This window comes from Arcobacter sp. 15-2, from assembly GCF_047159865.1.
GTDB lineage: Bacteria > Campylobacterota > Campylobacteria > Campylobacterales > Arcobacteraceae > JAIOSF01.
In genome coordinates, this window is record NZ_AP038804.1 from 349755 (window position 1) to 363593 (window position 13839).

Annotated in this window: 15 protein-coding genes and 1 tRNA gene; 5 read left to right on the plus strand and 11 right to left on the minus strand. The window is 29.4% G+C overall.

From position 1 onward, the window contains the following. Positions 1–7 precede the first annotated feature (7 nt). On the minus strand, positions 8–628 hold the full coding sequence (locus ACMCMH_RS01815; protein WP_412726511.1) for a c-type cytochrome: 621 nt from the start codon (positions 626–628) through the stop codon (positions 8–10). Between the two features lie 335 nt (positions 629–963). On the opposite strand from ACMCMH_RS01815, the gene ACMCMH_RS01820 reads away from it, so the two are divergent. The 3 genes from ACMCMH_RS01820 to ACMCMH_RS01830 all read left to right on the plus strand — a co-directional run bounded on the left by ACMCMH_RS01820 (position 964) and on the right by ACMCMH_RS01830 (position 1970). After that, the gene (locus ACMCMH_RS01820) at positions 964–1293 is read left to right on the plus strand and encodes an ArsR family transcriptional regulator (RefSeq protein WP_412726513.1); all 330 of its coding nucleotides are present in this window, start codon (positions 964–966) and stop codon (positions 1291–1293) included. Then, complete coding sequence (locus ACMCMH_RS01825; RefSeq protein WP_412726515.1) at positions 1290–1652, plus strand: hypothetical protein; 363 nt, start codon at positions 1290–1292, stop codon at positions 1650–1652. Before ACMCMH_RS01820 ends, ACMCMH_RS01825 begins: the two co-directional genes overlap by 4 nt. Positions 1653–1823: 171 nt before the next feature. Continuing rightward, entirely contained in the window at positions 1824–1970 is a 147-nt protein-coding gene (locus ACMCMH_RS01830; RefSeq protein ID WP_412726517.1) for a hypothetical protein, read from the plus strand. A 407-nt stretch (positions 1971–2377) separates the two neighbouring features. On the opposite strand, the gene ACMCMH_RS01835 is transcribed toward ACMCMH_RS01830, so the two are convergent. The 7 genes from ACMCMH_RS01835 to ACMCMH_RS01865 all read right to left on the minus strand — a co-directional run bounded on the left by ACMCMH_RS01835 (position 2378) and on the right by ACMCMH_RS01865 (position 9081). Next, positions 2378–2452: transfer RNA gene (locus ACMCMH_RS01835), tRNA-Asn, on the minus strand. 88 nt (positions 2453–2540) lie between these two features. Further along, positions 2541–3401 (minus strand): radical SAM protein, encoded by an 861-nt coding sequence (locus ACMCMH_RS01840; RefSeq protein WP_412726519.1) that lies wholly within the window; start codon positions 3399–3401, stop codon positions 2541–2543. Positions 3402–3450: 49 nt separating this feature from the next. Continuing rightward, on the minus strand, positions 3451–4500 hold the full coding sequence (hemE, locus tag ACMCMH_RS01845; protein WP_412726521.1) for a uroporphyrinogen decarboxylase: 1050 nt from the start codon (positions 4498–4500) through the stop codon (positions 3451–3453). 84 nt (positions 4501–4584) lie between these two features. Then, the gene (locus tag ACMCMH_RS01850) at positions 4585–5097 is read right to left on the minus strand and encodes a YqhA family protein (protein ID WP_412726523.1); all 513 of its coding nucleotides are present in this window, start codon (positions 5095–5097) and stop codon (positions 4585–4587) included. A 2-nt stretch (positions 5098–5099) separates the two neighbouring features. Further along, positions 5100–6143, minus strand: coding sequence for an aspartate-semialdehyde dehydrogenase (locus ACMCMH_RS01855; RefSeq protein WP_412726525.1), 1044 nt, complete (start codon positions 6141–6143; stop codon positions 5100–5102). 2 nt (positions 6144–6145) lie between these two features. Further along, a complete protein-coding gene (gyrA, locus tag ACMCMH_RS01860; protein ID WP_412726527.1) occupies positions 6146–8704 on the minus strand; it encodes a DNA gyrase subunit A in 2559 nt (852 codons plus the stop codon). 155 nt (positions 8705–8859) lie between these two features. After that, positions 8860–9081 carry a YdcH family protein gene (locus ACMCMH_RS01865; RefSeq protein WP_412726529.1) on the minus strand — a complete coding sequence of 74 codons (222 nt, stop codon included), beginning with the start codon at positions 9079–9081 and terminating at the stop codon, positions 8860–8862. Between the two features lie 100 nt (positions 9082–9181). Between ACMCMH_RS01865 and ACMCMH_RS01870 the strand changes: the two genes are divergently transcribed. Together ACMCMH_RS01870 and ACMCMH_RS01875 are read left to right on the plus strand one after the other, a co-directional pair. Next, on the plus strand, positions 9182–10267 hold the full coding sequence (locus ACMCMH_RS01870) for a response regulator (protein WP_412726531.1): 1086 nt from the start codon (positions 9182–9184) through the stop codon (positions 10265–10267). Between the two features lies 1 nt (position 10268). Continuing rightward, positions 10269–11102 (plus strand): DUF58 domain-containing protein, encoded by an 834-nt coding sequence (locus ACMCMH_RS01875; protein ID WP_412726533.1) that lies wholly within the window; start codon positions 10269–10271, stop codon positions 11100–11102. On the opposite strand, the gene ACMCMH_RS01880 is transcribed toward ACMCMH_RS01875, so the two are convergent. From ACMCMH_RS01880 to ACMCMH_RS01890, 3 genes are read right to left on the minus strand one after another with little or no spacing between them, the layout of a single operon-like run. Then, positions 11099–12475: an ATP-binding protein gene (locus ACMCMH_RS01880; protein ID WP_412726534.1), complete on the minus strand. Its 1377-nt coding sequence runs from the start codon at positions 12473–12475 to the stop codon at positions 11099–11101. The genes ACMCMH_RS01875 and ACMCMH_RS01880 overlap by 4 nt on opposite strands. Further along, on the minus strand, positions 12469–13149 hold the full coding sequence (locus ACMCMH_RS01885; protein ID WP_412726536.1) for a response regulator transcription factor: 681 nt from the start codon (positions 13147–13149) through the stop codon (positions 12469–12471). Before ACMCMH_RS01885 ends, ACMCMH_RS01880 begins: the two co-directional genes overlap by 7 nt. A gap of 20 nt (positions 13150–13169) precedes the next feature. Further along, on the minus strand, positions 13170–13832 hold the full coding sequence (locus tag ACMCMH_RS01890) for a PhoU domain-containing protein (RefSeq protein ID WP_412726538.1): 663 nt from the start codon (positions 13830–13832) through the stop codon (positions 13170–13172). Between the last annotated feature and the right edge of the window lie 7 nt (positions 13833–13839).

Consider the following 13839-nt stretch of genomic DNA (forward strand, 5'->3'; position numbering starts at 1 on the left):
TAAAATATTATTTTATAGATTGTAAATAGTGATAGATACCATCTATATCTTTTTTTGTTACTAAGTTTACATAAGGTTGCATCAAAATAGCCATACCGTTATCTTTTGTACCATTTGCATAGTCACGCATAGAGAGTTGCATCTCTTCTAAGCTCAAACTATTTAGAGGCTCTGCTGTGTTGTATGCTCTAATACTGCCATCGCCATGACATCTTTTACAGGTTGTGTTGTAGAGTTTTGTTGCTTCGTCTATACTCGATATCTTTTGCTCTTCTTTTATTTTTGCTTTTTTTATCTCTTGTATTTTTTCTATTCTTGCTGTAAGTTGTGCATCTGTTAAAGCAACCCCTGCTCCTACTGCAACAGCACTTGTATGTGTAGGTTCAGTATGATTTTTGAATACATAAATATAGTTAAATCCATCTTTCCCATCTTGGAGTTTCATACTATCTATCTCGTACCCTTTTTTTTGCATATCTTGTACAGATAATTTTCCGCCACACTTTCCACCATCTAAAGCAATAGTTTCTATAGTACCAGGATCGATATGATCTTTTTTATAACACATCGTAGTAGCTGCACTTAACAACGACGCTGTACACATAAGATATAAACTCTTTTTTAACATTTTTGTTCCTTTTTTATTTATAGCTAGATTTTACCATATAGTTAATTAAAATTTTGAGTTTGAATTTAAGATTTTAATTATTATGTGAAAGATGATGAGTCTTCTTTGATGTTGCAACTCTTCCCGCAAAAAAAAGTTCTATTGTCAACAACTTTACATAATACTTCTATATATAGAAATGCAAAATGTGTGTTTGTAAAATATTTCTTAAAAGTATTATAAAATTAGTATTTATGGTATTTTGAATGGCTTTGGATGCTGGGATCGAACCAGCGACCAAATGATTACTTGACAATTAACTTTTATTAATATATTTAATATGTTTAAGGAAAGAGATGTTAGAACCAATTTTTGGAAGTAAGTGTAGAGAACAAGTTTTACAATTTATTTTAGCTTTTGATAATGGCTATGCAACACAAATTAAAACTTTTTATAAAACAGGACTTGACCCTGTCCAAAAACAATTAGAAAAGTTAGAATTAGGTGGAGTGTTAGTAAGTAAAAATGTTGGTAAGACTATACTATATAGTTTTAATCCAAGATATGCTTTTTTAGATGAACTAAAAAATTTATTACTAAAAGCTAGAGAGTTTTATAAACCAGAGTTAATAGAGCAACTTACAATGAGTAGAAAAAGACCACGTAGACAAGGGAAACCACTATGATTAAAAATATTAAAGATATGACCATGCCTGAACTTGCTAGTTATGTATGTAGTAAACTTGAAGAAAAAAACATAGAAGTTGTATTATCAGGTGGTTCTTGTGTAGAGATATATAGTAGAGGTGACTATACCTCTTATGATATAGATTTAATAAATAGATATAACGATACTTTTTTTAAAATTAAATCTGTTATGCAATCTTTAGGCTTTATAGAAGAGGGAAAATATTTTGTATATGAGGGAACTTCTTTTTATATTGAATTTCCATCTGGTCCATTAGGTCTTGGTGATGCTCCTGTAGAAAAAATTGCAGAGTTACCTACAAAATATGGTACTTTAAAACTCTCAATTCACATTTAAAGTGCAACGATTAAACATAGCAGATAGAAAGGCTAATTGATATACAATTGAAGCTCAATATCTTGCAGTATAAACGGAGCATTCAATGAAAAAGTATAGACAATTAACCTTAGGTTTAAGGTATCAAATATTTGCTTATAAAGAGGAAAATTATTCTCTGAGTTAATAGGTGTGAATAAATCAACAATAAGTAGAGAGATAAATTGTAATAGTATAAATGGATACTACAGTCCTAAATCAGCTCATATACAATCAGTATCAAGAGATACATTTAAACCTAGATATAAAAACTCACCAATACACTCAAACTCAAAATAGGTAAAATGTTAAAAAAAAGTTGGTCACCTGTGCAATTATCAGGTAGATTACAAAAGGATACTAAAATTAAAATATCTCACGAAACAATCAATAGGTACATATACACTAATCAAAAGAGCGGAGGAAGATTATATAAATACCTTCGACATCAAAATAAAAAATATACAAAATATACTAAATGAAAGACCACGAAAGTCATTAAAATTTCGTACACCAAATGAAGTATTTTTCAAGGAGTTTTTGAGAAAAAAAGTGGCATAATTTTATATAGATGTGTTGCACTTATTAGTTGAATTCAGGAAATGTGAATTAGCGTATAAAGGGAGATGTATTAAAAATAAAATATTGATACAATTGTGTTTTGTTTTCGAAATTCTTTTAAAGTTAGTATTTATGGGAATTTTGAATGGCTCCGGCACCTGGGATCGAACCAGGGACCAAATGATTAACAGTCATCTACTCTACCGCTGAGCTATGCCGGAACTTGTAAGTTAAAAAGTACTTGTCTTTTTAAGTGGCAGAATTATAGTCTTTTCTTTTCTATTTGTCAATTAATTCTAGCTTAAATTTCTAAATTTTGTAAAATTTTACTCCATTGTTATTTACAATAGAAATTTGAGCGTTGTTTACAAGTTTTGTAAGTATTTTTAAGGACTCTTCATCAAATGTATTTTCAACATCATCTACAGTAAGTGGTCTTCTTGATAATAGTGAAACTATCTCTTGCTCATCAAATTTTTGTTTATTGACAACTTTATTTTTGTGGGCAATTGTTACAGGTAGGCCTTCAAAAGTATTGGCTATCTCTACAAGTGTTTCATGAGATACTGGCTGTACTTTATATGCAGGTGGTCTATCAATAGTTCCTATATCGATACGATTTGGCTGTATTTTATCATAGGCGTTTTTTAGTTTTTCTATTTCACTTCTTTTATCATTAAGAGTTTTTACAAAAAGAGTTTCTATAATAAGTTGCTTTTTATGAAGTTTTCTAAACTCAACCATTCCACCTACTATTTTACTTACATCTACACTTTCATCTACACGATCAAGTTTTTTAAAACATTCTACACTTACACAATCTAAAGAAAGTTTTACAATATCAATCTTAGATAATGTATTCTGTATCTCTTTTTCATAGATATTTGCACCATTACTTAAAATAAGTGTTTTTGTGCTTCCTTTAAACTTATCTATCTCATCTATAAGTTCACTCAAATATGGATATAAAGAGGGTTCTCCATTTGCTGTGAAAGTTATCACATCTATATTATCATGTTTTTCTAAAGATTTTTTTAGTGCAGTTACTATATCTTTTACAGAGATAATATCAATCTGTTTTGACATAGTTTTGGCGTAAGAGAGTTCACAATATAAACAGTCAAAGTTACACTGTTTTACATTTGGAGAGAGATCTATACCTAGACTCATTCCAAATCTTCTTGATGGAATGGGTCCGAATATTATATTATTCACAATACTATTTTTTTCCACTTACTCTTTGACATTCGCTTACGAAGTGTTTTGCATTTTCTACTGGTACGTCAGGAAGTATTCCATGACCTAGATTAAAGATGTGTCTTTTTCCACCCATGATTTCTTGAATACCTTCAACACAAGCAGTAGTAGCTTCTTTAGAGTATAGTCTACATGGCTCCATATTCCCTTGAAGAACATATTTATCTCCAAGGATCTCTTTTGCCATCGACATTGGTGTTCCCCAATCAATTCCCATTACATCGAAGTTACCATATACTCCACCACTTTGGATAAATGCAGCAACCCCTTTAGGGAACATAATTACTGGAATATGTGGGTATTTCTCTTTTAAATATTCAGCAATCTCAACCATATATTTCCAAGAAAATTCATCATATTTACTTGGTTCAATTGCTGCTGCCCAAGAATCAAAGATTTGAACTACATCAATACCAGCTTGGATCTGTTTCTCCATATATAATTTTACTACATCTGTTACTTTTCTTAAGATGTTATGTAAAAGCTCAGGATTAGAGTACATCATTTTTTTACAAATATTGTATGTTTTAGTACCTTGACCTTCAATCATATATGTTGCAAGTGTCCAAGGAGCACCTGTAAAACCAATAAGTGCAATCTCATCACCTCTTGCATCTAATTGCTCTCTAAGTAATTCAATTGTCTCATAAACATAAGTAAGTTTACTTGCAGCTTCCTCACCACCAATTAATCTATCTAAATCCTCTTGTGAAGTTAAAGGATCGCTAAACTTAGGACCTTCACCTTTTACAAAAGATAAATCCATACCCATCTCATCTGGTATTACTAAAATATCTGAAAATAATATAGCCGCATCAACTCCAACAATATCAAGTGGCTGTATAGTCACCTCTGCAGCTTTTTTAGGATCATGACAAAGATTTAAAAAGTTACCAGCTTCTGCTCTTACTTTCATATATTCAGGAAGGTATCTTCCTGCTTGTCTCATCATCCATACTGGTGTATAAGGTGTTTCTTTTCCTAAACACGCATCAACAAATATTTTTCCCATATATTTTCCTTTTTTATTCTAGTTATTTAAATGAATTTTATAATATTAAGTTAGTCTTTGTAGGTTAATAGATTAGTGAATCTATTAATGTTTTCCTACTTTTCCTAAAAAGAACAATCCAACTGCAAGAGCAGTGATTGAAAGTGCAAAATACAACATCTCTAATGGTGTTGCAAAATTTGTATGTAATACTTTTTGGAAGAAGCTTACTACAAGAACCATTAAGATAACTTTTGCTATTTTGTCTTTTAAGTGGTCTAGTGAGTGAATTGCAAGTATTTTATTTGCATTTTCTTTTTCCATTGCCTCATCAATCTCAGACACAAATAATTTGTATAAACCAAATGCAAAGATAAGTAAAACAACAGCTATAAGATATAAATCAACAGCCCCAATAATACCTGCAACTATATCTTCATGAAAATGTTCAGGATGAGCGCCACTTATAATTGTATTAAAAGAATATACAGCAACTCCCCAGATATCCATAGATGCAACAATAAATAAAACAATAGCACCAAGTAATCCAAATACGACAGCAAGTATGACTACTAGTCTACTTCTCCAAATAGCACCTTCAAATAGTTTTTCTAACATTTTTATAGCTCCTCATTTTGTAAAGCTATCCATTTAAGACCAATTCTTACAGCATTTGTAGCAGCACCAACTCTTACTTGATCAGCTGCATTAAAAAGATGTACAACATTTGGTTCATAGATATCTTTTCTAATTCTTCCTACAAAAGTTATATCTGTATCTGTTGACATAATTGGCATTGGATAGATATTGTTTGCTGTATCATCTGCAACTTCTACATTTTCAAAGTTATCTAATGCACTTCTTACCGCATCAACATCAACATCAACACCATCTTCAAATCTAATAGTGATAGATTCACTATGACTTCTTAAAACAGGAACTCTTACACAAGTAGCAGCAACTGCTATTTGTTTTTTCATGATTTTTTGAGTTTCATTTACCATCTTCATCTCTTCTTTAGTAAAACCATTTTCTTGAAAAACATCAATATGTGGTATTACATTTAAAGCTATTTGATGTGCAAATGCTTCTTTTTGAGTTTCATCAAGTTTAAATGCAAAAAAGTCTTGCATCTGTTTTACAAGTTCTTCCATCCCTTTTTTACCAGCTCCACTTGTCGCTTGGTATGTAGAAACATCAACTCTTTTGATACCATAAAGTTCATCAAGAGGTTTTAATGCTTGTACCATTTGTATTGTTGAACAGTTTGGGTTTGCAATAATCCCTGTTTCTCTCCATAGATTTATATCTTCTGGATTTACTTCTGGTACTACTAATGGAATATTTGGTTCCATTCTAAAGTGACTAGTGTTATCAATAACAACTGCACCACCTTCTACAGCATACTTAGCAAATTTTTCAGAGATAGAACCACCAGCACTGAAAAATGCAATATCTACTTCATTTTCTTCAAAAACTGTATCTGTTAACTCTACAACTGGATAGTCTTTCCCTTTAAAAGTTATACTTGTACCAACACTTTTAGCACTTGCTAATGGTAAAAGTTCACCAATTGGAAAATTTAACTCTTCCATAACTCTAAAGATCTCTTCTCCAACTGCTCCCGTTGCACCTACAACGGCAACATTATATTTTCCACTCATTTTTACTTATTTTCCTCTTCATTTTCTGTATTACTTAATAAATTTCTTTCTTCCAAATCAACACCAGCCATATCATCAGCTAGTTGAATATCTAGTTCATCATCTTTTGCTTTTGGACATTTTGCAATACTTACAACTTTATCATCTTTATCAACATTTACAATAGTAACTCCACTTGTATTTCTACCAGCTTTTCTAATTGTATTCATATCAACTCGTATCATTTTACCAATAGATGTTAATGCCATAAGATCTTGTTCTTCATCAACAATAACATTCCCAACTACTGTTTTACCAGTTTTTGGACTAAGTTTCATAGAGATCACACCAGATCCAGCTCTGTTAGTTAATCTGTATGCTTCTACTTCTGTTCGTTTACCAACACCTTTTTCAGATACTGTTAATAACTCTTGTTGTTCATGCTCTATAACATCAGCATCTACAACAAAATCAGATTCATCTTTAAACTTGATACCTCTTACACCTCTTGTTGTTCTACCTTGTGTTCTTGTTTTTTCTATATCAAATCGAATAACTTGACCAAGAGCTGTAAATATCATCAGATATTTAGATTCAGGTAGTGTGATTTGTGCTGTTACAATCTCATCTATTACATTACCCTCATCATCAGTATCAAGAACAATAGCTCGTACACCATTACTTCTAATATTACTAAAGTCACTTAAAGCTGTTCTTTTAATAATACCATTTTTAGTAAAAAATGCCATTGATTTATCTTCATCAAAATCAGTTGTAGGGATAATAGCCATAATCTTTTCATCTTCTTTTAGATTGATTAGATTTACTACTGCTTTTCCTTTTGCTGTTCTTCCACCTTCAGGTATTTTATATACTTTTAACCAGTACAGTTGTCCAAAGTTAGTTACAAATAAAAGTGTATCGTGAGTATTGCTAACAAAGAATTTTTCAATAAAATCATCATCGTGAGTTGTAACAGCAACTTTACCTTTACCACCACGGCGTTGCATCTCGTATGCTTTTATAGGAACTCTTTTTACATAACCATTATGAGTAATAGTAACTACCATTGGTTCGTTTGGAATAAGATCCTCAATATCTATATCGTCATAGCTCTCTTCTATCTCTGTTCTTCTTGGCTCGTCATATTTTTCTCTAGTCTCAATAAGCTCACCTTTAATGATCTCATTTAACTTATCTTCAGATTTTAAAATAGATTCCAATTCATCAATAAGTTCTAATAAAGCCCTTAATTCTTCTTCTAATTTTTCTCTTGAAAGCCCAGTTAAACGACCTAATCTCATATCTAAAATAGCTTTTGCTTGAATCTCAGTTAAATCAAATGCAGCACAAAGTTTTTCATTTGCATCTGCATCTGTTGAACTTGCTCTAATGATTTTAACTACCTCATCTATATTGTCTAAAGCAATTTTTAAACCTTCTAAAATATGAGCTCGGGCTTTTGCTTTCTCAAGATCAAAAATCGTTCTTCTTATAATAACTGTTTTTCTGTGTGTTAAAAAGATATTTAGTATTTGAGGTAAATTAAATATTTTTGGTTCTTTATTGTGAACAGCCAATAAAATGATACCAAAAGTCGTTTGCATAGGTGTCTGTTTATAAAGGTTATTCATAACTATTTCAGACATCGCATCTTTTTTAAGCTCAATAACTACTCTTGTACCCTCTCTATCAGATTCATCTCTAACTTCAGAGATACCTTCTATCATTTTATCTTTTGATAAATTTGCAATTTGCTCTACTAGTCTTGCTTTATTTACTTGATAAGGAAGTTCATCTAAAACAATGATCTCTTTTTTCCCTTTAGTTTCAATATGATGCTTTGCTCTTATTTTTACTTTTCCACGACCTGTTTTATAAGCATCTGTAAAACCTTGTCTACCAAAAATTGTTGCTCCTGTAGGAAAATCTGGACCTTTGATAAACTGCATTAGCTCTGTAGCATCTGCTTTTGGATTATCAATAAGATGTACTAAAGCATCCATAACTTCAGTTGGGTTATGTGGTGGAATTTTTGTAGCCATACCAACAGCAATACCCTCACTACCATTTACTAATAATGTAGGCATTCTTGTAGGAAGAACTGAAGGTTCTTTTCCTGTATCATCGTATGTAGGTATATGATTTACTGTATCTTTATCTATATCTTTTAATAAATCTTCACTCAATTTTGTCATACGAGCTTCTGTATATCTCATAGCAGCTGCATTATCACCATCAACAGAACCGAAGTTTCCTTGACCATCAACTAATGGCACTCTCATAGCAAAATCTTGTGCCATTCTTACAAGTGCATCATAAACCGAACTATCTCCATGTGGATGGTACTTACCAATAACATCACCGACAATTCTTGCAGATTTTTTGTAAGGTGTTCTTGATGTCATATTTAAATCATGCATAGCATAAAGTATTCTTCTGTGAACTGGTTTTAAACCATCCCTTGCATCAGGTAGCGCTCTACCAATAATAACACTCATTGAGTAGTCTAAATATGAAGCCTTAATTGAGTCTTCAATTTTAATATCAACTATATCTTGTGATTCGAAAAGATTTTCCATGTAACTTTGTTACCTTTCTAAAGAAACTTTTTTTACAAAAACCGCTTTTGCTAGTTTTTTTTAAAATTATTTTATTTTATCGAAAAATTACTTAAAAATCAAAAAAGGCTAAGTTGAGATACTTAGCCTTTTTAATTCTCTATATTTTCAATGAATTATTTGTTTTTATAATCCATAATCATTGCATAAGCTTCATCTTTAAGCTTAAGTTTTTCTTTTTTCATTTTTTCAATTTCCATTGGATTAATATGATCAACACCACCCTCTTCTGCTTTTTCTAGTTGATCGTGAAGATCGTTATGTGCATCAAAAATTTTCTTGAAGTGTGCATTTGAAGTTTTTAATTCTGTTACTATTTCTCTGTGTTCGTGAAACATTATATGTCCTTGTATTAATTTTGAAAATGATATCTAAGAAATACTTAAATTTCACTATGAGTTATCATTTTTTAAAGTTAATTTATCGTATACTATATAAATGAAAAAACTGACTCAACTTAAATTTATTTCAAATCGTTTATCTGTTTTATATATTGAAAAAAATAAGTATTTGCAAGATAAACTATACAATTATTTACAACCATTATTTTTAAAAATCTATCAATCAAATAATGGACTCGATGGCTATGAAAAGTATATTCAACATAGTCCAGATATTATCATCACAAGTTTGGAGCTTACTACAAAAAATGCTTTTGAGCTGATTGCTGATATCCATCATAAAAATCAAAATGTTCCTATAATAGTTTTAAGTCTAAAAGATGATACATTTGAGCTATTAGAGTCACTTGACAATAATAAACTTGTGCTTATACAAAAACCTATGGATTTACAAAAATTAGATTTTCTACTAAGTAAACTACTTTTAGATAATTTTGATCTCAAAAGTAATGGTTCTTTAGAAATCATAAAAAAGGCATTTCAAAATAAAAAACAAATAAGTTGTATCAGTAATTATAAGGGTTTATTTCTCAAAAACCATGCAATTTTAGTTAAAATCAATGAAAATAGTGTATTTTTGAAAATTACAAAAGCTCAACTTATTGCAGCACAATATGAAAAACAGATTATAATACTTTTGGAAGCTCAATATATTCTCGCAGATATAGCAGAAATTAATGCACAAAACTCTATTTTAGAACTGATAAACCCACAGATAATTAACTATCAACAAAGAGATAAAATATATAAACGAATAGTTGTCGATAAGTCATTTAAAGCAAGTCTTATGTACGATAAAACACAACAAGAACTGATACCACTGGACACTTCTTACAAATATATAGCACTTAGTTCCAAATCAATTTTAAATATCGAGAAAAATAGTATTGTAGAGCTTACTATTGGATTTGAAATAAATGGACCCATTAGCTCTATAAATGAAAAAAAATTCACAAAAATATTTGCAACAGGTAAAGTAATTCGAATTGATTCTGATGGAGAAAAACAGAAGTTTGTCATCTCATTAGATATTAAAAAAGCTGGACAAAATGTATTTAAAAAATACTTGCAAGAACGAGAAATTGATATTATTCAAGAATTCAATCAAAAACTAAAGAGTTAAAATGAATCAAAACCTAAAAAAACTTCTTATTAAAACAAAAAAAGCAGTATTTTCGCAACAAATAGGAAATAATACTTCGAATATCAAAGGGGAAGGATATGATTTTGTAGAGCTAAGAGAATACGAAGGTGGAGAAGATATTCGTAAAATAGATTGGGTTATTAGTGCTAAAATGCAAAAACCATTCGTCAAAGTATTTCATACACAAAGAGAACTAGATATAAATATTGTACCTATTTTAACAGGAAGTACCTACTTTGGAACAAAGCGCTTTAAAAAAGACACTATCACAGAGATATGTTCTATTTTAGGGTATGTTTGTGTGGCACAAGGTGATAGTTTTAGTAGTTTTATTGCAAATGAAGATGCACAACTCAATACTAAAAAAACAAAAAAGTTATTTGGGGTTGAGAATATGATTGTCAATATTGACAAATATAATCCTCTTGAAAAAAATGCTAACTTTGTAAATATCATTAATGATTTGTATAAAAAAATACAGAAAAAATCTTTAATTTTTTTGATAGGAGATTTTTTCGATACAAATGATTTCAACCTAAATTTACTTGCAAAAAAACATGAAGTAATCATCATAATCGTTAGAGACAAATTTGAAGAAAATCCTATCGCTTTAGGTAGTGTGAATTTTACTGATCCAAATACTTCTCAAACATTCGAAGGGAACTTAAATAGTAACCTAACAGAAAACTATACAAAAAATGTGAAAAAACATGATTCAGAGCTTTTTAAAAATTTAAAAAAAATAGGCGTTCAATTTATAAAAATTTATACTGATGACAATGTGGCACAACAATTAGGAAAACTTTTTCACTAAAAAATAATACTAAATGTTGAACCTTCATTTTCCTGACTTTGAATATCAAGTTTAAAATTGTGTATATTTAAAATGTTTAACACTAAAGAAAGTCCTACCCCCATAGAGTTATTCCATCCATTATTTGAAACTCTATAAAATTTATCTGTAATTTTAAGTTTATCTTTACTACTAACACCTATTCCATAATCTTCAACACTAAACTTTGTTTTATCTATTGTTATATTTACAGCATCTTGTGAGTATTTCAAAGCATTTTCAATTAAATTTGTTATTGCTATGCTCATCATTGTTTCATCAACATCCAAAACTAAATCTGAAGCTTTCAGATTAATATCTCTTGAAGGATAGGTAACTCTTAAATCGTCAATAATACCTTTTGTTAATAGAGTAATATTTGTTGGTACAAAACGAGAAGGCTGTTTCCCTTCATCTAATTTAATGGACAATCGTAATCTATCGATCATATTCGTTAGTTTTTCAGAGTTCGAAACAATTTTGTCTAAAAACTTATCTCTTATATTTGCATTTAAATCTTTATCATCAAGGAGTGTTTGACTATACCCACTAATCACAGCAATTGGGTTTTTGAACTCATGCGAAATAGCAGAAATTATATCGTCTTTTTGTCTATTTGAAAGTTTAAGCTTTGCTGTATATTTTGATTTTTGTTTATCTTTTTTAGCTAAACTTTCTGCTACTTTTGTGAGTATCTTTGTTATTTTTTTGAACTCCACAGAATAATTAGACTCTATTTTTAGTGATTTATTTTGTTTCAGTAAATTATTCAAAAAATCTAAAATCATATTCGTTTCAAATTCCACTTTTTTACTAATTTTAAGTGCTACGACAAAAAATACAATAATAAATAATACTAACAAAATCGCAACTTTAAAAGTAAGATAGAGATACTCTTCATTTATTTTGTCTAAATCTCTAGCCATTCTAATATAGTACGATTCATTATTGAGAATTTTTCTTTTGGAAACATAAAGAAAATCTTTCTTAATTGTTTTTGAATACCGAACAACAGAACCTAATTTATTGTATTTTGATTCTAGTATCTCTGTTCTGTTAAGATGATTGTCCATATTTGACTTATCTTCATCAGATTCAGCTATAACTTTACCATTTTTATCAATAATAGTTATTCTCAAACCAATTACTTGTTTGATTGCCATTATTTGCTCTTCTAAATAGTCAAAATCTTTCACTTGTAAAGAAAAAATATCGATATTATGAATAAGATCTATTTTAGTTTGTTCTATATAGATATTTTTTATCCAAAAATAAGAAACTGTTCCTATAACGAAAAAAACAACCCCAAATAAAATCAAAAATTTTCTTAGAAATATATCATGTAATTTTAACAATTTACATTTCCTTTATAAAAAATATACCCCTCACCTCTTACTGATTTGATATACTCTTTTTCTCCAGTTGGATCAATTTTTTCTTTGAGTCTTTTAATAGCAACATTTACTGTTTTTGATTTTACATCTATATTATCTTCCCAAACATTTTCAAGTAAAATATCTCGACTCAATAAAATATCTACATTTTTAATAAATTCTAATAACAAATCATGTTCTAAATGGGTTAAATTCATATTTTCACCATCTATGATAAACTTCTTTTGAGTTGAGATGTAAGTTATATCTCTTACTTTAATAATATCAAGTTTCTTTTGAGAACGGTTTATTACAGATTTTATTCTAGCTTTTAAAATATCAATATTGAAAGGTTTTGTTATATAATCATCAGCTCCTCTCTCAAAACCTTCTATAATATTTTCATCAGCATCTTTTGCTGTTAGGTATATTACGCTTTGGTTATATCCTTTTGATCGTAACTCCTGAATAAAGATACTTCCCTCAACATTTGGTAAATTTCTATCCATCAAAATCAAATCAATTTTTTCTTCATCAAGAATATCTAATACATTTGAGGTATCTAAACATCCGATCACCTCATAATCTTTATCTAGTGTATATTCAAGAAGTTCTAAAATATCTGGCTCATCTTCTACTATTAAAATTGTATTCATAATTAATTATACCAAAATATTTAAACTCTGTGTATCTCTCCACCATTATTTGCATATAAAAGTAAACTTGCTATACTCATTGCTCTATCTGCAACTTTTTCACTTCTTCGTAATACTACTAACACTTTATGAAATCTATTAAAGTCACTATCTTTAGGGTTTTGTTTAAACAACTCGGACTCAATCATCTCATATAAATCATCAGTTTTATTCTCAGCAATAACAACTTTATTGAAACACTCTTGTGTTTCATCAACACAATCTATACTTAACATATCTACACTATATTTTATAGCATCAACTGTTGATTTTTGCATAGGTATTGCATAATCTTTGATTATTTTTTTATCAACATTTTTACACTCTTCTGTAAAACCTTTAATAAAGTTTCTAGTATTTGCCGATGCTCTTAAAAGTTCATTTGTAATTTTTAAATACGATACCATCCCTCTTAAATCTTTTGCTTCTGGAGAATGCAATGCCAAAGTTGTGATAATATTATTGTCAATATCTTTAATAATATTGCTAACATTTTTAATATATGATTTTGCATCTACAAACACTTTTTCATCGCACTCTTTAAGACCTTCTACTATTAATTCATTTGCTTTTAATAATCCAGTACCAATAGTAATGATTTCTGACTTTATCTCTTCTAATTTTTCTTGATAATTTGCTAACATTTTTTTC